This window comes from Ruegeria sp. BG7 (genome assembly GCF_056535685.1).
This window is the reverse complement of the sequence record NZ_JBQFIU010000003.1, coordinates 93,031-113,539: the sequence shown is the minus strand read 5'-3', so window position 1 is coordinate 113,539 and position 20,509 is coordinate 93,031. Positions and strand designations below refer to the sequence as shown.

At 56.8% G+C, this 20,509-nt stretch carries 17 protein-coding genes; 12 read left to right on the top strand and 5 right to left on the bottom strand.

Annotated elements, in window-relative coordinates; all coding sequences use genetic code 11:
* Positions 1–26: 26 nt before the first annotated feature.
* Positions 27–3,656 carry an ATP-binding protein gene (locus ACR3EH_RS21580; protein WP_171676462.1) on the bottom strand — a complete coding sequence of 1,210 codons (3,630 nt, stop codon included), beginning with the start codon at positions 3,654–3,656 and terminating at the stop codon, positions 27–29.
* 176 nt (positions 3,657–3,832) lie between these two features.
* On the opposite strand from ACR3EH_RS21580, the gene ACR3EH_RS21575 reads away from it, so the two are divergent.
* Together ACR3EH_RS21575 and ACR3EH_RS21570 are read left to right on the top strand one after the other, a co-directional pair.
* Positions 3,833–4,021, top strand: a complete 189-nt coding sequence (locus ACR3EH_RS21575) for a hypothetical protein (protein WP_170424930.1) — start codon at positions 3,833–3,835, stop codon at positions 4,019–4,021.
* A gap of 56 nt (positions 4,022–4,077) precedes the next feature.
* Positions 4,078–5,481, top strand: coding sequence for an MATE family efflux transporter (locus tag ACR3EH_RS21570; RefSeq protein WP_171676460.1), 1,404 nt, complete (start codon positions 4,078–4,080; stop codon positions 5,479–5,481).
* 123 nt (positions 5,482–5,604) lie between these two features.
* Here the strand turns inward: ACR3EH_RS21570 and ACR3EH_RS21565 are convergent, their stop codons facing one another.
* A complete protein-coding gene (locus ACR3EH_RS21565) occupies positions 5,605–6,951 on the bottom strand; it encodes a DUF7986 domain-containing protein (RefSeq protein WP_171676458.1) in 1,347 nt (448 codons plus the stop codon).
* 115 nt (positions 6,952–7,066) lie between these two features.
* The gene (locus tag ACR3EH_RS21560) at positions 7,067–7,339 is read right to left on the bottom strand and encodes a DUF6429 family protein (protein ID WP_253762173.1); all 273 of its coding nucleotides are present in this window, start codon (positions 7,337–7,339) and stop codon (positions 7,067–7,069) included.
* 175 nt (positions 7,340–7,514) lie between these two features.
* Between ACR3EH_RS21560 and ACR3EH_RS21555 the strand changes: the two genes are divergently transcribed.
* Positions 7,515–7,766 (top strand): WGR domain-containing protein, encoded by a 252-nt coding sequence (locus tag ACR3EH_RS21555; protein ID WP_257601408.1) that lies wholly within the window; start codon positions 7,515–7,517, stop codon positions 7,764–7,766.
* 137 nt (positions 7,767–7,903) lie between these two features.
* On the opposite strand, the gene ACR3EH_RS21550 is transcribed toward ACR3EH_RS21555, so the two are convergent.
* Positions 7,904–8,212, bottom strand: a complete 309-nt coding sequence (locus ACR3EH_RS21550) for a hypothetical protein (protein WP_171676816.1) — start codon at positions 8,210–8,212, stop codon at positions 7,904–7,906.
* A gap of 595 nt (positions 8,213–8,807) precedes the next feature.
* On the opposite strand from ACR3EH_RS21550, the gene ACR3EH_RS21545 reads away from it, so the two are divergent.
* The 5 genes from ACR3EH_RS21545 to ACR3EH_RS21525 all read left to right on the top strand — a co-directional run bounded on the left by ACR3EH_RS21545 (position 8,808) and on the right by ACR3EH_RS21525 (position 12,144).
* The gene (locus tag ACR3EH_RS21545) at positions 8,808–10,154 is read left to right on the top strand and encodes a DUF3560 domain-containing protein (RefSeq protein WP_171676814.1); all 1,347 of its coding nucleotides are present in this window, start codon (positions 8,808–8,810) and stop codon (positions 10,152–10,154) included.
* Complete coding sequence (locus ACR3EH_RS21540) at positions 10,151–10,459, top strand: hypothetical protein (RefSeq protein ID WP_171676812.1); 309 nt, start codon at positions 10,151–10,153, stop codon at positions 10,457–10,459. Before ACR3EH_RS21545 ends, ACR3EH_RS21540 begins: the two co-directional genes overlap by 4 nt.
* A complete protein-coding gene (locus ACR3EH_RS21535; protein WP_171676810.1) occupies positions 10,456–11,064 on the top strand; it encodes a methyltransferase type 11 in 609 nt (202 codons plus the stop codon). Before ACR3EH_RS21540 ends, ACR3EH_RS21535 begins: the two co-directional genes overlap by 4 nt.
* A 10-nt stretch (positions 11,065–11,074) precedes the next feature.
* Entirely contained in the window at positions 11,075–11,269 is a 195-nt protein-coding gene (locus ACR3EH_RS21530) for a hypothetical protein (RefSeq protein ID WP_171676808.1), read from the top strand.
* Between the two features lie 713 nt (positions 11,270–11,982).
* The gene (locus ACR3EH_RS21525; RefSeq protein WP_171676806.1) at positions 11,983–12,144 is read left to right on the top strand and encodes a hypothetical protein; all 162 of its coding nucleotides are present in this window, start codon (positions 11,983–11,985) and stop codon (positions 12,142–12,144) included.
* 541 nt (positions 12,145–12,685) lie between these two features.
* On the opposite strand, the gene ACR3EH_RS21520 is transcribed toward ACR3EH_RS21525, so the two are convergent.
* Positions 12,686–13,711 (bottom strand): GlxA family transcriptional regulator, encoded by a 1,026-nt coding sequence (locus ACR3EH_RS21520; protein ID WP_171676804.1) that lies wholly within the window; start codon positions 13,709–13,711, stop codon positions 12,686–12,688.
* 117 nt (positions 13,712–13,828) lie between these two features.
* Here ACR3EH_RS21520 and ACR3EH_RS21515 point away from each other — a divergent pair, with 117 nt between their 5' ends.
* From ACR3EH_RS21515 to ACR3EH_RS21500, 4 genes are all read left to right on the top strand, one after another.
* Positions 13,829–14,908 carry a class I SAM-dependent methyltransferase gene (locus tag ACR3EH_RS21515; RefSeq protein WP_171676802.1) on the top strand — a complete coding sequence of 360 codons (1,080 nt, stop codon included), beginning with the start codon at positions 13,829–13,831 and terminating at the stop codon, positions 14,906–14,908.
* A gap of 24 nt (positions 14,909–14,932) precedes the next feature.
* Positions 14,933–16,153, top strand: coding sequence for a flavin-containing monooxygenase (locus ACR3EH_RS21510; RefSeq protein ID WP_171676800.1), 1,221 nt, complete (start codon positions 14,933–14,935; stop codon positions 16,151–16,153).
* Between the two features lie 407 nt (positions 16,154–16,560).
* A complete protein-coding gene (locus tag ACR3EH_RS21505; RefSeq protein WP_171676798.1) occupies positions 16,561–18,273 on the top strand; it encodes an adenylate/guanylate cyclase domain-containing protein in 1,713 nt (570 codons plus the stop codon).
* 369 nt (positions 18,274–18,642) lie between these two features.
* Entirely contained in the window at positions 18,643–20,385 is a 1,743-nt protein-coding gene (locus tag ACR3EH_RS21500) for a sigma-54-dependent Fis family transcriptional regulator (protein WP_171676829.1), read from the top strand.
* Positions 20,386–20,509: the final 124 nt, after the last annotated feature.

The following is a 20,509-nucleotide window of genomic DNA, read 5'->3' as shown; positions in this document are numbered from 1 at the left end:
CAGAACCGTAAAAGCGGTCTTTCGAATTATTCGTCAAACAATTCTGGCCAGAAGCCGCTGAGATGTGCTGCAGTCAAATCCTTGCGCAACGCAGCGACCTCGGTCTGGTCCGGGTTGGCTTCAGCCCGAAGCAGAGTTGTTCGGATCGAGAGTTCAGCGAATCCAGTCAGTTCCGCCCCGGATCGTTCCCTGAGTTTGTGCGCGTAGCTTATTGCGACATCGGGCATATCGCGGGTAGCCTGTGCCGCGAAATGGTGAAAGAAAATCAGCGCGTGCGACATGCTCGCCTGCGCGAATAGCGCTTCCCCTCTTTCAAGCCAACTCATGCGTTCGTCGCGATCATCCAACGAACAGGCGTGGAGCGCGGCAAAGGCTGGCCACATATAAGGTGTTGGTCGTTCTCTGACATATCGACCGGATATCTCGCCCAGCGTCTCCTTATCACCTAGTAACAGCGCCCGCGTGCACTTGGCGCCGTCGATATCGCTTTGGAACCGGTTCTCGCCAATCCTGTCCAGGAGTGCCGAGATTGCTTTAAGTTGTTCTTCGAACCCATCGAAATTCCGGTCCAGAACAAGGTAATCCAAAAAATCTACCCGTGCGGCAAATTCGTTGCGGGCATTTCCCTCGGCAACGGCGCGTTCGATTGCAACCGTCGCAAGGGACATCGCCTCGTCGCCGGGATCGACAAAGAAACTTGTGTAAGACAGCATGTGGCGATGGGCATTGGCGACCATTCCTAGGTTGTTCTGTTCTGCGAAGGCAACGCATTCTCGAAAACGTTCGCGGGCCGAGATCAGCTCGAATGCCGCATAATGTGCATCGCCCAGCCCGCCGAGGGATCGCGCAATTTGGGTGTCGTGGCCACCCTGCCGGGCAAGCAGCAAACCCTCGCTATGTGCGGAGAAGGCTGCTTGAGCATCGCCTGCAATGAAAGCGCGATTTCCAAGCTCGGTCAGAAAATCGCAGCGCGACAGATCGGAAATGTCATGGGTCGTCGTCAGCCTTTCGGCTTTGGCGAACGCTGTGTTGGCCTCGTCGATTGCGCCTTGAAATCGCAGCATCCAGGCCTGACCCACCAGGGCGCGCAGCCGGGCGCTGGCACTTTCCGCCGTGTCCGTCGCCTCGCGGTAAAGGGCGATGGCTTCGTCGATCTGTCCCTGATCGCGCCGGATATCTGCCAGCGACCGTTGTAATTCGGCCTTGTTGTCGCCGGTGCAAGCGGAAGACAGGCCCGAAGTGACGAAACGTTCCGCGACTGTGAAACGGTTCTGCGCCACTGCCTCGATCGCTGCAGCAACCGAGGCGGTCGTGGCTTGTTCGGCGTCGCCACTTGCAACTGCGTGTTCAGCCCACTTGAATGCATCCCGTGACATGTAATGCATCGCGGCTGCCGTATGGGCGGCCCGGCGTTGTTGGTCGGGTGTAGCTTCGTAGATGGCTTGCTGGATCAGCGCGTGGTCAAACTCGATTTGCGACCCGCGCGTGTTCAGAAACCCGGACGTCAAGACTTCCGAGGCAAATGCGGGGCCAAATATCTGTGCAGCATCCGACCTTGGGAAACTGCGCCCAAGCACTGCAGCATTCTGGCAAAGGTGTCTGATTTGCTCGTCCAGGCGATCCAACTGAAGCTGGGCCAACGCAATCACCGAGTTTGGAATCGTATCGCCCAGTTCGTTGCTGGCCTCGGTTAGTCGGATAGTGAACAACGGGTTTCCAGCCGCGTGCTCAACGATCCGTGTCGCGTCCTCTTCGGCGTTTACAGATACGGTGCGCGCCAGGGCCATGGCCTCGCTTTTTCGAAGCGGCGACAACATCGTGACGTGGACAGGTGTTTCCATCGATTGTGCCTGAAGCACAGGGCGCAGCCTTTCTTCATTCGCGCGCTCAGTCGCCACCACAAACACCCGATATAAGTAGAGGCGACTGGATAGCAACGCCAGAAAGGCGATTTCCTCACTCGTGGCCCAATGGCAATCGTCAAGAACCATCGTCAGGCCCGTTTCGGGAACATAGTCAAGCATGGCGCATATGGCATCCACCGCCATGCCCGACAGAACGGAGGGGCCTATGCCGGAGAGGTTAGATCGGTGATTGTCGAACAGGGTAAACAGGAAAGGGTTCCGGTCCGCTTCCGCCACGTGCAGATCTTCGGGTGAGCGCAGGTTCAAGAGACCGGCCAGTCTTGTGGCAATCCGCGAACGCAGGGGATCCTTATTCCCGGTGGTGGGATTGAATTCCATTCGCAACACAAGACCGCCAACCTCCTTGGTGCGGCTTTCTAGTTCCTCGGTAAGCCGGGTTTTCCCCATGCCGGCGTTGCCCGCCAGGATCGACACCGATCCTCTGCCGTCCATCGCCTCGTCTTGTAAAATGCCAAGCTGCAACAGCTCGATCTTGCGTCCGACAAATGGCAGCCGGGGTCTAAGGGGGCCTCGCTCAACGCTGACCAGGCGCCAGAATTTTCTGCCGCGAAAATCTTCCTCGACGAATTCGGCCCAGCCTCGCGTCTGGTTGCGCAAGAACGATCCTGAAAGGACTTCGCCTGGTGCAGCCATGAACGACAACGCTTCGGCCCGGCGCAGGGGTTCGCCGTGAATATTGCCCCCATCCCTTGTCACCAATCCCAAAGCCATGCCCGCCGCAAGGTCCGGCAGCTCGGAAATCGCCTGCGATGCTGCCTCCAACGCGTGCAATGCATCGTCTTCGCGAGAGGTTTCAAGGCCGAACAGGAAGCAGAGGTCATTGGCAGTGGCGTGCAGTTTCTCACCACCGAAGCCTTTCACAATCGTCGTCAAAGATTCGACCGTATCTTTCCGGGCATCCAACCGCAGGCACAGGACCGTGACCAGGCGCATGGTCGGGAACGTATCCTCGACCTGGGTTTCTGGTGGTGTGGTATTATCGTCGCGGGGTATCTGCGCTCTTTCATTTCGAATGCGGTGGTATAGCTCCGTGGTTTCCTTCTCGGGCGCCACGTCGAGTTCGCCACGCAAGAGTGCCTGTAACGTCTGATATTGTTCCATTGCCCGAGACGACCGCCGACTATTGGAAAACGCCTCCATGAGTCGTCGGTGGGCGGCCTCGTTGAGCGGGTCCAGAGTGATCTGGCGCAGCGCCAGCCGGATTACGTTTTCGTGGTTGCCATCTTTCGCTTCGGCCTCGGCGCGCGTGGCAAGCGTGGTTATCAACCGTTCTGATTGGTGGCGTCGTTGGGCTTCCAACCATTCCTGCAATGTGGGGTCACCGACGTGTACGCCTTCCAGGAATTCGCCAAGCCGACAGAGTAGGGCCACCGGAAGATCGACCGACAAACTATCCAGGTCGTATTCCATTCGCGCATCATCCAGCCAGACGCTGGCCACATCCGATTGAAGAAGTGATGCCGCCGGTCCCATCACATCGCGCAGCCTGGACAGGGCTTGGCGCAAAGACGCGCGCGCTTGAGCTGGGCCGTGGTCGGGCCAGAGAAAGGCCGCCAGTTGCGGACGCGTCATCGTCCGGCCCCGTTCGGTGGCCAGCCGCGCCAGCAGCAACTGCCCCTTTCTTGAAGAAACCTTGGCCGCCTGTCCGTGTACTTTCAGCTCAAAGGCGCCGAGCAGGTTCAGCGCAGAAGTCGCTCCTTCGCCTAACCTGTCACCGTAGGTCTCTGTCATACCGTCCTCCACGTACCCAACTTTCACCGAGTATGTGCCCAAGGCAACGAAAGATTGGGAGGCCGACCAGTGAGAGGCGTCTTTTACGGCTTTGTCACGCGCTGAATTGCAGCCTGGTTACGGTGGATCGGGATTGGTGACCGAACAACGCAATCCAATATCGAAAGGATTCCAAAATGACCAAAGATCTCATCTTTGCCGTCGCCGCTATAGCGCGCTTGGCACCCAGGTGGATGCAGGCAAGCGTCTGGTCGCAATCGACGTCGCTGAAACCCATACAGCCGTCGTCTTCGCGCCCGCTGGGTTTCACCGCGTTCATAGGAGCCAGCGCCACGTTTGAGATCCTGAAAAGCGTCACGAACTAGGGCTGAGCGATCCCGCAATCCACGCTCCAGGACTGCCTGTCTCGGGCGTGCCCGCAATGACAACCGAAATCCACGAGGCCGCCATGACAGCTGCAGACATCACAACCGAAACCTTCCGTCCGCGCCGCCGCCGTTTAGCGCGCTATATTGATACCTGCGAGATGCGTAAGATCTCGCGTTTGGCCACACCTATCGCGTTGGTGGCGATGGTCAACATGGCCATGAGCATCACCGATACCTTCATGGTGGCCGCGCTTGGGTCACAGGCGATGGCAGCGGTGGCGATTGGCAGCGATTTCTATTCGATTCTATTCTATCTCGCGACCGGGCTGCTGGCGGGATTGTCCCCGGCCTATGCGGAAGCCTGGGCCAAAAGAGACTATGCACGGTTAGCCCGGCTGAGAACCGTTGGTTGGATGTTGTTGGCGGCCGCCGCCGTTCCAGTCATCCCTGCCATTTGGTTTGCGCCGAATTATCTTGGGGCGCTCGGGATCGACCAGGGTCTCTTGCTGGAAGGCACCGGCTATACACGGGCCATGGCCCTGACGCTGTTGCCCATGCTGGCGGTGACCTTCTACCGCAACCGCCTTACGGCATTGGAGAAACCTGGGTTGATCCTCAAAATCACCCTTGGGATCGTTCCGCTTAATGCGGGTCTGAACTGGGTCTTCATTTATGGTGCCGCCGGGTTCGACGGGATGGGTGCCACTGGCGCAGGCGTGGCCTCTTGCCTGTCCGCCATCTGCATTGCCATGGGGTTGGCCTGGCTGGCCTGGCGAGCGGAGGATCGCGGCCTAGCGTGTTGGATCGACTTCGCTGAGTTCAGGTCCGCGGTGCGGATCGGCTGGCCCATCGGCATCGCGACGCTCGCTGAAGTCGGCATCTTTTTGGGTGCCACATTGTTCATTGCCGCCATAGCCCCCCAGGACACTGCGGCGCATGCTATTGTCTTGCGGCTGGCGGGCTTCACATATGCCATCCCAGTAGGGCTTCTTCAGGCCGCGATGGTACGCATGGCGCGCCTTGGGGTCGATGCGCGGCGCGCGCACCGACGACGTGTCATCGCCAGCGCGACCGTGATCGCACTGGTCTCGGGTGGCGCATTGTTCCTGGCCCTTGCAGCTTTGGCGCTCCCCTTGTCGGAGGTGGTTATGGGCAATCAACCCGATGCTGCCGTGCTGACACGAACTTTGGTGATGCTGATTCTGATCCTGGCAGCAATTGAGATTGCGGAGCCCTTGGGCACGACCTCAGCGGGACTCCTGCGTGGCTGCGACGACACGTGTGTTCCCATGATCATCAGCCTGTTCGGAAACTGGGGTGTCTCATTGCCGCTTGGGCTGGTGCTTTGCCTTGGATTTGAAACAGGCGCAATCGGTGTCTGGGTCGGCATGGGAATCGGCAACATCACTGCATCGCTGTTTATGTTTGTGCGTGTCAGGCACTACTGGCAGCGTTGAAACTCCGGGAGTGGGTGCATTCGATATGCGCTCACGGCAACTACCAGAAATGACGAGATGTGCTGCCGCTCCATGAAAACCTGGCGAAGGTCTGGGAGAGATTTCACTTGATCGATCGCGGGTTCACTTTCGGTAATCTGACAATCCGAGCTCGTCCCACATCCAGCTGAAATCATAGTCTGCAACAGGAGAGCCGGTCTGGCGCGCGCTGCGGTTTTCGATTGTCTTCAGCCAGTCTATGACTTTCTTCCTGCCCGCCGTGGTGCGAGCGGCCTGGCGCGGGGTCTTGCCATCCAGGGCCGGGATCGGCTGATCAAGCGTGTCGCGGTAGTGATGGTCGAGATGTTCGTGGGCAATCTGATGGGCAAGGGCAGGGGGGATGTCCTCTTCTTCTGCCACTTCGCTCTCCAGGCTGTCATCCGCCATCATCTGTTCGGCGGTCTGGATTGATGTCAGCGGAGATTTCACCAGGTCGCCCAGGAGGTCCCGGACCAGGGCTTCGCCGCGTTCAGCGCGCGCTGCAGAGTTCACAGAAAGTGTGAGTGTCCGACCTTTCAGATCTAGGGACCCAAGCACGGAGGCCCCTGACATTGATTTGTCCAACACGAGGCCGGTGCCGTGCTTGGTGCCTGACGGGGTGTCGAGGTCAAGCCAGGTCCAATCCTTCTGGCCTGAGATCACGAGCTCTGCGGACTGTGTTAGCTTTTCAGATACCTGGCTTTGCGTCACTTTGCTGGCGAGGGGGAAGCGCATGTCGTGAAAGAGCAGGTTGTCGCCATCGCTGTTGCTGATTTGTGGTGGTTCCGGATCCAGTAGGTTCGGCAGATGTGCGAAGAGCCAGGCATTGGTGAAGAGGGGTGCGGAACGGTGTAGCTGATCCTGTGTCAGCCTCAGTTCAACGTCGGGGTTCAATTTCAACACGGAGCGGAGCCCGTCTTCAAAAAACGCGACGGTGTCGGGGTCGAAGGGGAGCAGCGCCCCCGAGATCACGTTATATTCCCCCTGTGCGACAACCCGAGCTGCGATGCGATCCCATCGCTGCAGCATCTGCGTCGCGCTGTGTTCCCGGACGGTAACCGGCTCTGCGTCCGAAAGCATGTTGCGCAAGACCATGGATCTGCCGGGGTCTACCTCGCTCACCTCATAAAGGCTGACCGACGCGTCCCGCAAACCCTCGATATAGGCGCGGGTCTGCGCACTCTCTTTGGAACCGCTCCCTTTCAGATAGGCATCTACAGCGTTTTCGGCGTCCGGTCCGAATGTCCTGCCCAGCAAGTCTTCCAGGCCACCGCCCCACAGAACCATTGGCCAATCCTCGCCCAGCAGGTCGCCCAGATCCTCGAAATCGAGATCAAAGGCTTCGAGACTTGGCAGAAAATGCTCGTCCAACACGTCCGCGAGCCGCTCGTGCCAAATCTCGTCACGGGTGATAAACCGAATGAGCCCACCAAGATCGTTCCCCGTTGTCATCTTCAGCTTCTCCCTGTTCGCCAGACAGAGGCGATCTAGCGCAGATTGCAACCGCCAGCCAGATCACAGGCTTGTGCAGATCTGCGTTGCATGGATGGTCTTGTCGTGGCGAATGCTATGTCTTTGGCTCCCGCTCAAAAAGCTCTGCGAAAAGTTCTTTGGATCGATGCAGGCCTTGATCGGTCAACACCACCGATTTTGCCTTTCCAACCGGATCCAGGATCAACCCCTTCCGGTGCAAGCGGTCAAGCGCGTCCCAGTCAAAGCCTTTCCATGCGCGGCGCTCGTCATGCAGCGTCAACCAGAGCAGCGCCAGGACTGCCTCATCCACTTTGTTTTCATCTACGTCCATAACCACAGCGGACGCGACAAGGGTCGGGCTCGTCAACCCTGATCCGGGGAATGGAGGGACTGCAAAGATCTTCAACTCGCATATGGTGCGACCAGAATGATAAGGCCGGGTGAAACCCGTGCCGCCTCACATCACGGGTATGAATCGCTCCCGGCGAATAGATATCGCATTGTCATTGGACAGCTGGGCTGTGCCAAGAAATACTGGGCGCATGGAGCTGACAGACACCACACCTGTCCACCTGATCCATGTAGACCCTGACGTCAACATGGCACGGTTCTACGGAATAGAGTTGCAGCCGACGCTGTTTGGTGAAGTTTCCGTTCTTCGCACCTGGGGACGTATTGGCACAAACGGGCAAGCCATGATGGTGACGTACGATGACGAAGCCCAGGCTGCTGACGCGCTCCATATACTTGAAAGACAAAAACGTCGCCGAGGCTATGTTCCGGTTGGAGCATAGGCGATTGATCCCATGGTTAGATGATGCGGCTTATTCAATGGAACGGTACGCAGCAAGGCATGTGTGAAAGCACCGCATCTGAGGTTCTTCCAACGTGGCAAGGCAACGCCAAAGGTGCCAAACCAACGCGATATTGTTCAAGGTTTGTTGCTATCGATCCAGCGGGACATCAGAGTGCGATCCCGAAAGCACTCGTCCGGAACAGGACTGCGCTTGATCCGGGCGATGCGTTCCGCAAATGCCACCTGCTTCGAGCTTGGCCTTGTATCGCGAACGCGAGGTGCTGATCTCTGCGTGTCGATCCATTGGCTCATCGCGCGCCGATCTTGCTGGATTTCCCAGGGCAAAACGACGTTTTGTTGCTCTGCCAACTTGCGTGCATAAGCAAGTTGCTTTGCCGTTGCTGGCAGTGCTGTCTGTGTCTCTGAAATGGCAGTTTCGGGCATCAGTTTTTCCCCTTGGCAGCTTAGCAAAAGAATAGAACAAAAGGGGTTCAAAAGCAATCATATTGTGGGTGCTTAACGTAAGTATACTAAATATAGTGTTTCCGTCGAGGCAGGATAACACGCGTGCTTTTGTTTTCTGACAAGACCACGCAAACGGTGAATTGAGACCCGCGCGCGGCGCGCGGTTCACATTGATCAATTGACAGGGCTGAGGATCGACGCGCTAAAGCGCGCTCACCCCGGCCCTGGCATTGTCCAATAGTGGGGCTGCTGTGACCGGCAGGCCGGTCCCATCATCCCGATCCGCCCGCATCCTGCGTCGGGCCGGTCAAGGGGCAAGCGCCGCGCGGTGCGCGTCGTCTCCATGTCAAAAAACCGGTTCCTCCCACGCGCGAGCGCGCGGTTCCCTCCCATTTTTTTGCCACTCCGACCCCGTGACAGTCCCGCCCCAGGCCACAGGCAGGGCTTCGCCCTCCTGTTCTGCCAGCCGATAGATGTGGTCCATCTATCAGCTAACAGATCAGAAGGCCGCGCCCATTGGCGGAAAGCTGGGAAACACCGGCAACCGCATCGCCACGATAAGGAGACGCCACGAATGGCTGATTTTGATATTAATATCAGTGCAACTTACTCCCCCGAGGACAATAAGATCCGTTTGTATGCCTCGGAGCGATTGGACGCCGACACATACGAGCGCGTCAAAGCCGCAGGCTTCAAGTGGGCACCTAAACAGGAATTGTTCGTTGCCCCAATGTGGACCGTTGCCCGCGAAAACCTTGCGCTTGAACTGGCAGGCGAGATTGAACCCGAAGAAACCACAATGGCCGAACGGGCGCAGATCACAGCGGATCGCCTGGACGGGATCGCACAGAAACGCGCCGAACAGGCAAACGCATTTCACCGGGCCGCTGATGAACTGTCCCGTGCATTCGAATTTGGTCAGCCTATCCTTGTCGGGCATCACTCCGAGCGCAAAGCCCGCAAGACACAAGAGCGGATGCACAACGCAATGGACAAAGCCGTTAAGGCTCATGGCGCTATCGGTTATTGGCAATATCGCGCGGCAGGTGTCGAGCGTCATGCAAACCGGAAGAATGACCCCAAGGTGCGCGCGCGTCGGATCAAGAAACTACTGGCCGAGCTGCGCGACCTTCAGCGCCGGTTGAACGCTGCGCATAAAGCCTTGGCAATGTGGGAAAGCGCGACCACTGACGCGCAAATCAGTTTCATTCTGGGCCGCAGCCCTTCGGTGCCTTGTGGCCTCTATTCGGCAGTTACAGACGGCAAGACCACACCGGCAGAAGCCCGCGCGCAGTGCATCGAGGCCGCAAAACGCACCATCGAAAGCGACCACCTGTCCCGCTGGATCACTCACACCTTGAACCGCCTTTCATATGAACGCGAAATGCTGGGCGATGTGCCACGTTTTGAAGGTGAGATTACGCCGACTCTGTTGCAAATGTTTGTCCGCGAACACGGCGCAGACAAACCGAAGGGGAAAAAGGTCGATGACGATCTGTTTTCTGTGGAATGTGACGCCCCGTTGCCCGCTCATGTGGCCGATGGCAGCACCGTTGAGCTATCCGCCGACGAGTGGCGCGACTTGATGCAGTCTTGCGGGTACGTGCCGCCCGAAAAGAAACCGGCAAAGCCGCCTATTCTGAATTTCAAAGCGCAGAGCGGCAAATTTTTGGTTCGCAACCCGTGGAATAGAACAGTCGAGTTTGTTCCACAGGTGGAAATGACCAAGGCCGAATTTGCCAAAATTGGCACCGACTACAGGGGAACGCGGCTTTCAGCTTGCGGCGCTTTCCGGGTGCGGATCGCACCGAACCCGAACCACGAAGGGCCGCGTTTCTCGGCTGGATGGGCTGCTATCCTGATCACCGATCAAAAGCAGCATGACGCCCCTGCAGATTTTGACGAGGAAATTGCACAATGACCCGTCATTGGGAAACCCACCTTTACACCTACGCTGTCGCGCTCACTCAGGGCGCGGCAATCCTGCCCGAGAATTTGCAGGGGAGGCGGCAAAAGGCAATCAGCCACGGTCACACGGAGGGAGAATGCCAGATCGTTGAAGCCGACCCGATGGAATACGTTCAGGAGGGTTTTTCGCGCCTGACCGTTCTGGGCAAGGCGGTCACAATGCGCCGTTTGATGGAGACCGGAATCGAGGCAAACACGGCGCAACGGATAGTCAACCAAGCCACGAACGCCCTTGAAGTTGAAAGGCTAGGACGATGACTCAGAAACGGCCAAGCATCTACTACCGCCCGAACAGGCCCCTAACCATTCCGGTTAGGGTGCGGCATGACGCGCCCCAACTGGACGAGCTGAAGGCCCCCGAGGTTATCGCCGTTGACAAGTTCACCGAATGCCACGTGACGCCCGATCCTGTAGCCGCGCGGATGGTTGGTTATCTCGGGCCGCAAGGTGACTATCTGACATTGGAGCCAAGCGCCGGGACCGGCCAGCTCGCAAAGGCGCTGATTGCATCAGGTCACAGCACTTGCGAATTGACTATGATCGAGCGCCACAACACGCTTGCGGCAAAACTGCGCGCCATTGGCCCCACGATCAACCGTTGTTTTCTTGAGTATGCGGAGGAAGTCAGAGGCCGCGCGCAGTTTCCCCGTATCATCATGAACCCGCCTTTTAAGCAGGTACGCGCCCACATCGAGGCGGCTTTGTCCCTGCTAGGGCAGGGTGGGCATGACGAACCGGCAACCCTTGTTGCCCTGGTCCCTGTCACATTCCACCACGACGAGGCCGAAGAACTCGAAACCTTGCCGCCAAACACTTTTTCGACGGCCAGCGTTCACACGAAAATCATCAGAATCCGCCGCTGAGGGAAAGCCGATGTCTACAAAACCAATTGTCAGGATCGCTTGCGATGCAATGCAGTTTTTCGAAATCGACTTGCCGGATGGAACGGACCCGGAAACCTACGCCGATTCAGACGAAGCCCGTGCCCATTTTGCCGATCTGGTTTCGTTTGGCTTCATAGATTTTCAGCTTGTCCGCCGGTTTGACAGCGACGGAAAGGAGGTTTGACCACTGCTTGCGCGCCGCCATGCGTGGCGCGCGGCTTTCTTAGGTCGGCCAACACGCCTACCATTCCACAGTCTCAGATCAGAGGTCGCCTATGAATCAAATTCTTCACCGCATCTATTTGTCAGGGTATGGCGGTTGGACAATGCCCCGGCCACTTCGCCGCATACTTGCGCGTTCGTCATTTCATCGCGCATGGCTGAGTGGCCGCAACGGCTGCTTTGTCGAGGCTGGCACACGTTACAGCCCAGCAAACCCCTATCCGGGCTAACCAGCTCATTCGGTTGTGGCGTCCCGGCGAACCGGGGCCACCGCCCCGATTAGCCAGGACTGTGCGCTTCCAGCGCACGGGGCCGCATGGCGGCCGGAACGGATCGGCTTTAACGTCCGCTGTTGCCGTGCTAATCTCACTAAGCCGACGGCAATCGGCAAAAACGCTCTTTTGAGCCAGTCGGCCCGATCGTTGCCGCGAGTCTGGGCCGACTGCCTTTCCCTCAAAACTCTAAGTTCTGCACACACCGCACCAGGTCGCCGGTTCCACTGCGAACCTCTGTTTTTTGCGCGCCTGCCTTAGATCCGTCCCGATGAAAATGAGCGGCCAAGATACACGCCGCGCAGACCCGTAAACACCAAGCCCTACGATGCGCTGCGCGCGTGTTGACTGGTCTGCTTTCCCGGCGTGTTCGGGAGCCGCGAATTTTCAACAGGAGACAGACATGAAATACATTCGCAAAAAATCAAAACAGCTTCGCAAACTAGCAGCTCGCCGCCTAAAAGCCGTGAGAAAACAGCTTCAGAAAATCGACTTGAGCCTCAGCATCGAGGTCAACTTGATCTTCATTAAAATCACTTTCACTGCCAAACGCCGGGAGCCTTAGCTGTAATGACCTGCAAACATAATCAGTTCGGCTTGCAATCATCCTGATTTTCGGCCTGAATTATTTGCATCTATCGGAGGGGCCAAACCCGGATTATCTGCGAATGAACCCAGATTATTTGCAACCAGCCTGCAATCATCCGCTCCGGCTCACATTAAATGCGAACAGGGTTTTCCCCGCGTTTTCAAGTATCTGCCTTCTCATCAAATTATCCAGCCACTGAACGTAGATTGTTGGACGCGATTTCGAGACAATATTATTCAGCGGTTGTGGCGTCGTGGATGGCCATGCTCTGCTGTCTGGAAATCCCCCGTTTCCCAGATCCGCCGTTCGGACAAAGCGCGGCGAAGGCGTTGGGAGAGCCCAACCCGTAAATCCGATTTTCCCGCTACGCGCGCACGCGTCACAAAATAATACGGCATGAGCGAAAAATTCGGTGCCGCCCCGCGGCGCGACTACCCGTCATTCATGCAGACCGCGGCTTCGATCATGAATGCTGAATAACAAGCCCACGCAACTTGCATCATTCGAAGCACTCGTTCTAAAGCGCCGAAGGAGCCAGCGATAAGCGTTTCTTCCGATAGGCCGATGCAGGCATGCCCACATATCTCCGAAACGCATTTCGGAAACTTGATGGCTCTGTATATCCAACCTCGGCAGCTATATCGTCGATGGGCATATCGGTCGTTTCCAGCATCTGTTTAGCCTCTTCGACCCTGAGCGTCTGAATGTACTCAACCGGGGTCTGCCCGGTGGCTTTGCGAAACCGCCGCAACAGACTTCGCTCGGTCAGACCGCTTCGGGCGGCCATGGCGGCAACTGGGGTTGGCAGGGCATAGTTATCCGCGGCCCAAACCTGGGCATCTGCAACCAGCGCATCCTCATGTTGTGCTCCCGCAATCAAAGAAGCGTAGTGCAACTGTCCTTCAGTGTGAGGCTGGAGCAAGTAAATCTTGGCGAGGCGTCGGGCCTCATCCTGTCCAGCAATTCGGCCGACCAGATACAGAACCAGATCACCCCACGCAGACGCTCCACCAGCGGTCACAATCCGATGCCCGTCACCCGCAGGTATCAGAATTCGTTCTCGGCGCACGCGGACATCCGGGAATTTCCGGGCGATGACATCACAGAAACTCCAATGACTGGTGGCATCAAGGCCATCCAACAAGCCCGCCGCCGCGAGTAAGAGCGCACCAGAACAAACAGACGTGATGATTGCGCCGTCAGCGTACGCCTTGACAAGCCACGGGATCACCACGGCGAATTCATCTGGCAACGGTGCGTCAGGCGCAAGATGCAGATCAGGAACGATTACCAGGTCAGGTTGACCATAATCGGCCAGTGATCCGTCCGGCGTGATACGTCGTCCGTTGATGTCGACATAAGGTGCTCCATCTACCGACAACATCTTGGCGTCAAAGATCTTCGCCTTGGGACGGGCCCCATGTAGCATTTCCCAATCCCGGCCGACCGAGGCAAGTGCATCGAGAATACTGTAAGCCGTCGAGGTTCCGACGCAGGGCAAAGTCACAACCGTTGTACGACAAGGGGCTTTGAATGTTTGCATCGCTATGTCCGATATTCACCGTTTTGGTCAATCTTGGGCATATCACGACTCGCAACCTTGCGGCAATACCGATGCAGAAACAGACGATATGAACGCCAAAAACATCGGAGAAGCCCCATGAACGACCAAACAACAGTTACTTTTGATGAGGCCAAGGCAGAGCGCTTTGGAGAGCAGATGGTCGACACATTGAATAGTGCCGCGCTCGCGTTGATGACGTCGATTGGCCACCGTACCAACCTATTTGACGCGCTCGCCGGTTTACCCAACGCGACCTCGAAAACTCTGGCCGAGAAGGCTGGTTTAGCCGAGCGTTACATTCGTGAATGGCTGGCTGTGATGGTGACGTCAGGCGTGGTCGATTACGACCCCGGAGCCGGAACCTACAATCTTCCGCCTGAACACGCGGCGCTGCTTACTCGCGCGGCGGAACCCGACAACATGGCTGTAACCTGCCAGTTCATTGGTGTCATGGCCTCGGTCGAGGAGGACATGGTCGCACGGTTTCGAGATGGGGCTGGCACCCATTACCATGACTACTGTCGCTTTCATGAAGTCATGGCAGAAGACAGCGCTCAGCTGGTGGTATCGGCCCTGATAGAGCACATCCTTCCTGTGGAACCCGGTCTGATCGAGCGTCTTGAACACGGGATTGATGTTCTGGACGTGGGCTGTGGCGCAGGCCGCGCGATGATGGAACTGGCCCAAGCCTTTCCTGCAAGCCGCTTTATGGGGATCGATCTGTGTGAGGACGCCTTTACTGAAACGCAAGTCTCAGCGGCACGCATGGGTCTGAAGAACCTGACGTTTCGTGCGCAGGACCTTTCCAAGGTCAAGTCTCTGGGACGTTTCGATCTGATCACAGCGTTTGATGCGGTGCACGATCAGAAAGACCCGCAGGGATTGCTGGACCTTGTCTACCGCTCACTCGCCGAGGACGGATTGCTTCTGATGCAAGATATAGGCGGATCCCGGAATCTAGAAACCAACATCCAAAATCCGTTTGCACCCCTGCTTTATTCCCTGTCGCTGATGCACTGCACGCCAGTGTCAATTGGGCAAGGCGGGCCAGGCCTCGGAGCAATGTGGGGCATTGAGACAGCACAGGAATACCTCGCCAATGCAGGCTTCGGGCAGGTCGAGACCCATCACCTGCCTCATGATCAACTCAACGCATATTTCTTCGCGCGCCGTTAAGCGCACTGTTTTTGGAGTTCTCAAATGACATTTCCCCATTCAACAACCGCCATCATTATCGGAGCCGGTCTTTCCGGGTTGGCTGCGGCCTCTGAACTGCGCGCCCGGAACATTCCGTTCACCATTCTGGAAGCGTCCGACAGGGTGGCCGATCCGTGGCGCGCACGGCATCCGAAGTTGCGGCTGAACATTCATCGCCATTTCGCCAGCCTTCCCGGATATCACGCACCTCGTAACTCGGACACCTTTTTGCCCCGAGATGCTGTTGTCGATTACCTGAGCGAGTATGCGCGTCAGTTTGCTTCCGATATCCACTTCGAGACCCGCGTCCTGTCAATCCTCCACGAAGACGACATCTGGCAGATTGAAACCAACAGGGGCACCTATTTCAGCGCTCACCTGATTGTCGCAACGGGGCGGGAGAAAGTGCCTGATATGCCCGTTTGGCCGGGCATGGAGGAGTTTGGCGGTCAAATCATCCACGCCGCCGACTTCGATGACCCCAGTGAATACGACGGGAAGAAAGTCCTTGTCATCGGGGCCGGCAACTCGGGCACAGATGTGTTGAATCATTTGTCTCGCTGTAACCCGGCGCAGGTCTGGGTTTCGGTCAGGCACGGGCCATCGATCCTGCCATCCCGCGTCTTCGGCTTTTCGCTACAGCGGCTGGCCAACCTCTTCACGCTATTCCCCAAATGGTCGCTCGATCCGATCTTTTCGATCATGCAGCGCGCCTTCTTTGGGAACCTGCGCCGCTATGGCTTGCGCCGCCATGTCATGGGCGGTGGTTCCCGGATGCTGAAAGACGGAGTAACCTTCGCTCTGGATGATGGTTTTGTCTCTGCGCTGAAGTCTGGTCGGTTTGCGGCCGTCAGCGAAACCGTCGGCTTTTCACCCCACGCCGTTGAACTGGCAAGTGGTCGAAAAATCTACCCTGACGTAGTGATCTGCGCCACTGGTTATCGAGCAGATCTGGATGAACTCTTCGGGCACATGGGTGCGTTGGACAACAAAGGTTACCCACTTCATCCGATGGGTCAGGAAGATCCCCGAAATCCCGGTCTTTGGTTCACAGGGTACGGATTGTTGTTTCAGGGATTTTTCCACGCGGCGGGTATCAGCGCAAATCGCATCGCGACCCACATCGAAGCGTGTGCCAACGCGTCGTCCCAAGCTCAATCATCAAGGCACCTTTCACAAGGTGTAAATCAAGGCGTTCGGTCTTTGGAAGAAGCAGCGCGATGAACTTTTCAAACTCCGCACTGATGCAGCCGCCACCAAAGGGCTGGTGGCTGCATATCACAAGCATCTGTCAACTCTTTGGGAACCTCCTGCGCCGGAAACGGAAGGTTTATTGCTTGGACGAATTGCCTAACCATCTGTTGCGTGACGTAGGTCTTGAGCGCCTCATCGAATTGAAACCCAAGGCCAATTTCCAACACCGTCTGCTATAGCGTTTCTCGGGTCGGCTGTTTCCTGTAACTTAGGGTCAATTGCGGGAGAGCCTGAAATCCAAAGCTGCATGAGTTGCGGTCGTTCAAGGACGGCGCGGCGAATGTTGCCGATGAGCCCAAAGGTGACGTTAAAAGGCGACCTTGTCGGGCTGACAGAAGTCGAGTGTCGCGTTAAGTTCCTTAAAACAGGGGGAACGAATGGACAGACGTCTTACGACGGTGCTTGCGGCGGACATTGTCGGCTACTCAGCACTGATGGATTATGACCGGGAAGGTACGATTAGTGCGCTCCGATCATTTCGTGAAGATACGCTCCAATTGCTTCTGAAAGCCCATGGCGGGACAATGATCAAAAGCTTGGGCGATGGTTGGATCGCCGAGTTTAAGTCCACATCAGACGCTGTAGATTGCGCTATCGCAATACAGTCTGCTCAGAAACCAGACAGTATCAAGCTTCGAATTGGCATTCATACCGGCGAGGTTGTCACCGAAGGCGACGACATTTTTGGTGATGGAATAAATGTCGCCGCTCGTCTCGAAGCAATGGCCGAGCCAGATCAGGTATTGTTGTCGGATACATCTCACAACAGTCTTGACCGAGGCGATGCATCCAAGTTCGACGGCGGTGAGCAGACGGAACTCAAAAACATCACGCGCCGCATTGGTGTTTGGTGCTGGCCTAAGGGCACTTCAGCCAACCTATCTCAAAAAACGGATGCTAGACCTGGGATTGCAGTGCTTCCATTCGACAATATGTCTGATGATCCCGAACAGGAATTCTTTGCGGACGGAATCACAGAAGACATCATCACAGAGTTGTCTCGTTTCCGCTGGCTGATGGTCGTGGCCCGAAATTCGTCCTTCACTTTTAAAGGCAAAAGCACGGATATTCGCGAAGTTGGTCGCATACTTGGAGTGCGCTATGTTCTCGAGGGCTCGGTCAGACGAGCAGGTCAACGCGTCCGCATTACTGGGCAATTGATTGATGCGGAAAACGGCAGTCATCTCTGGGCAGAACGCTTTGACGGCGTACTTGATGATATTTTCGACCTTCAAGACAAAGTCACGCTGGAAGTCATTACAGCGATTGAGCCATCGCTACGGCACGCCGAAACAAACCGCGCGCGCGCGAAACCCACGGATAATTTGGAAGCCTATGAACTTTACCTGCGAGCGCAATCGCACTTCCACCTATTGACGGATGAAGACAATCGAGAGGCCATAAGGCTGACGACCCTCGCACTGGGTCGCGACCCGGAATATGCGTCAGCATCAGGTTTGTTGGCTTGGTTGCATATTCAACGCATGGTCCAAGGGCTTGAGCCTATTGGCGAAGGGCCGAAAGAGGCCGTAAAAGCAGCCGAACGGGTGCTGCTTAGCGATCGTGCAGACGGGATCGCACTGGCGTATGCTGCGCATTCAATCTCAATGCTGGCGCGGGATTTACCACGCGCGCGGGTTGCGTTTAAACAAGCTCTCGAGCAGAACCCAAACGCCGCAACAGTTCACATGCTGGCGTCCATCAACCTGTTTCTGCTTAATCGCCCAGAGGAGGCACTCAGCCACGCAACTCAATCTGTGGACTTCAGCCCGCACGATCCATTGCGCCATGCTGCTTATCTCGCTCAAGCAAGTGCACTATTCCATCTTGGGCGCTATGAAGAATCCATTAAGGCTTGCCGAAATGCCTTATCTGTGCGTTCAAACTTCGTAATGAGTCATCTCATGCTGATCGCTGCTCTGGGCCACCTCACCGATGGTGATGCTGCTCGCGAAGCGGTTGCAAATCTTCAGGCTTTGCGCCCAGGGCTGACCGTAACCTCGGCGCAGACTCAATTACCAATATTCACTGTCCCATCTTGTGCAAACAATTGGCGTGAAGGTTGGTTAAAAGCAGGGTTACCGCAATAGGTGACTGGTATAGTTGGTGAACATAGATTAACGCCACTCGACGCGAAGTTAGCGAAACCTCAGAAATTTGAAACCAAGAAAACTGAATCCCCGCAGTAAAGTCTTTATTACATTTTGCCACACTCAAAATCCTTACTGTCCGCTACTTTCCGGTTCGTCAGCGGTTCAGCAAAAGGTAGTTCGTCCCGGACCTGTCGCTCGTGGATAGCGCGGCGAAAGCGTCGGGAGAGCCCGAAAGTGAGCTATGCCGCGCGTTCAACGAAGGTCAGCTTGACGAAACGAAGCGCCAAACGTTTGCCAGACGAAATTTGAGCATAGGCGCGAAGCCTTCCACCTGCTATTTTTAGGAAGGGTTTGCAGGACGGGAAGCTGTTGGATCGCCAGCATTCAAAAGAGATTGACCGTGTCTTGAGCGGGTTCGATACAGGGCGAGACCGACTTGTCGCGGACAGCTGGCAGCGCTGTGTTGAGACCTATGGTATGGATCCCTCACGACAGGAACCAGCGTACATACTGCCTGACACCAAATTCCGTGAACATCTGGAACAATCCGAACGTCTGATCGCAACGGCGCGCTCGGGGCTGCAATCGCTGTTTGCGCAGGTGGCAGGGCAGAACTATGTCCTGCTGCTTGCGGATGCAGATGGCGTCTGCGTCGATTTCTTTGGCGACCGGAACTTCGAGGACGAACTCAGAACTGCCGGTCTTCATCTGGGATTCAAGTGGACGGAAGAGTTGGCAGGAACGAACGGGGTAGGGTCGTGTATCGTTACAGGTCAGCCGGTGACGATCCATCAGGGGGATCATTTTTCGATCACGCATACGCCGCTGTCTTGTACGGCAGCGCCTATTTTCGATACCAAAGGTGGTCTTGCGGCTGTTTTGGATGTTTCGTTGTTGCGTGGCCCTTCGCCTAAGGCGTCGCAGAATCTGGCCATGACATTGGTGACGAATTCCGCCCGTCGCGTCGAGATGGCAAACCTGATGGCATCGACCAGGCGCGATTGGGTCCTGCGCTTTTCAGCAAGCCCCGAATTTCTCGAGGTCGATCCTGAAGCGGCGGTTGCAGTGGACGGAAGCGGCAAGATCATTGGTATGACCTCGGGGGCCCGACGCGCACTGGACCCGGACGGTTCGGGCCACCTGATCGGGTCGCAATTGCAGGACTGGCTTGAAATCAGTGTTGATGACATGCCGGAGTTCATGCGCGGCAGACCGTCCGAAGACCGCGTTCTACACCTCAAGGACGGGCGAGCGCTCTATGGTCATGCCGTTGCGCCACAGACGTCGCAGATGACGGCGGCCCTGCGCAAGCGAGAACAGGTTCTGCCCGGAGCCCTTGGCAGTTTTGCGGGGCCGGATGCGGACCTTCAGCAGCTTTTGAACAATGCTGCGCGTCTTGCACCGACCAGCCTGCCGCTTTTGCTGACTGGTGAAAGCGGCACGGGCAAGACCAAACTGGCGCGTGCGATCCACATGGCCGATCCTGCGAGACAGGATTTCCACACAGTGATCTGTTGCGATACCGAGACATTCGATTTCTGCCAAACCATCGACCCCGGCACGCTGTTCCTGAGCGGTGTCGAAGACCTGAGCGAGCCTGCACAGGCCTCTCTTTTAGCAGTGCTTGAGCGGCGGGCTGATCTGAGGATCATTGCCTCATGTCGGCAGCCCCCGGCGGGATTGCAGGGCGGTCTGCGTGAAGATCTGCTGCACCGGATTGCGGGGGCCACATTTTCTCTGCCGCCTTTGCGCCACCGAGCGGATCTGGATTGGCTAATTGATCGCCTGCTTCGACGGTTTGCAAGCCATGATATTCACCTGTCGACAGTCGCGCGCGCCGATCTGAAATCACGACTATGGAGCGGCAATATTCGTGAACTGGAACATCTGCTGCACAGCGCGGTCGCCCTGTGTCAGGACAACATCATCGACTTGACGGATTTGCCAGCCCCGGCGCTCGCCCCTGCGCAAAAGCTGGACTCAGATGATCTGGAAGCACTGCTGCGTGCTTGCGATTGGAATATGTCTCAAGTGGCGCGACGCCTTGGCGTGAACCGGTCGACAATCCTGCGCCGTGTGCGAAAGGCCGGGCTTATTCCACCTGCATAAACGCACATGCCTTCGTGTTGCGCCCTTGTTGCGCGCGCAACAAGTCTTGGGATTTTTGGCCGAGGTCAAGCGTTGAGCCGCCAAATCGACTTGCCCGAAGGGACGCGGATTTGCCAGCCTTTTG

What these genes read in the sequence shown, in the direction of transcription:
- ACR3EH_RS21580 (WP_171676462.1), bottom strand. Translation starts at nt 3,656, where the DNA reads ATGACAGAGACCTACGGTGACAGGTTAGGCGAAGGAGCGACTTCTGCG.
- ACR3EH_RS21575 (WP_170424930.1), top strand. Translation starts at nt 3,833, where the DNA reads ATGACCAAAGATCTCATCTTTGCCGTCGCCGCTATAGCGCGCTTGGCA.
- ACR3EH_RS21570 (WP_171676460.1), top strand. Translation starts at nt 4,078, where the DNA reads ATGACAACCGAAATCCACGAGGCCGCCATGACAGCTGCAGACATCACA.
- ACR3EH_RS21565 (WP_171676458.1), bottom strand. Translation starts at nt 6,951, where the DNA reads ATGACAACGGGGAACGATCTTGGTGGGCTCATTCGGTTTATCACCCGT.
- ACR3EH_RS21555 (WP_257601408.1), top strand. Translation starts at nt 7,515, where the DNA reads ATGGAGCTGACAGACACCACACCTGTCCACCTGATCCATGTAGACCCT.
- ACR3EH_RS21550 (WP_171676816.1), bottom strand. Translation starts at nt 8,212, where the DNA reads ATGCCCGAAACTGCCATTTCAGAGACACAGACAGCACTGCCAGCAACG.
- ACR3EH_RS21545 (WP_171676814.1), top strand. Translation starts at nt 8,808, where the DNA reads ATGGCTGATTTTGATATTAATATCAGTGCAACTTACTCCCCCGAGGAC.
- ACR3EH_RS21540 (WP_171676812.1), top strand. Translation starts at nt 10,151, where the DNA reads ATGACCCGTCATTGGGAAACCCACCTTTACACCTACGCTGTCGCGCTC.
- ACR3EH_RS21535 (WP_171676810.1), top strand. Translation starts at nt 10,456, where the DNA reads ATGACTCAGAAACGGCCAAGCATCTACTACCGCCCGAACAGGCCCCTA.
- ACR3EH_RS21530 (WP_171676808.1), top strand. Translation starts at nt 11,075, where the DNA reads ATGTCTACAAAACCAATTGTCAGGATCGCTTGCGATGCAATGCAGTTT.
- ACR3EH_RS21525 (WP_171676806.1), top strand. Translation starts at nt 11,983, where the DNA reads ATGAAATACATTCGCAAAAAATCAAAACAGCTTCGCAAACTAGCAGCT.
- ACR3EH_RS21520 (WP_171676804.1), bottom strand. Translation starts at nt 13,711, where the DNA reads ATGCAAACATTCAAAGCCCCTTGTCGTACAACGGTTGTGACTTTGCCC.
- ACR3EH_RS21515 (WP_171676802.1), top strand. Translation starts at nt 13,829, where the DNA reads ATGAACGACCAAACAACAGTTACTTTTGATGAGGCCAAGGCAGAGCGC.
- ACR3EH_RS21510 (WP_171676800.1), top strand. Translation starts at nt 14,933, where the DNA reads ATGACATTTCCCCATTCAACAACCGCCATCATTATCGGAGCCGGTCTT.
- ACR3EH_RS21505 (WP_171676798.1), top strand. Translation starts at nt 16,561, where the DNA reads ATGGACAGACGTCTTACGACGGTGCTTGCGGCGGACATTGTCGGCTAC.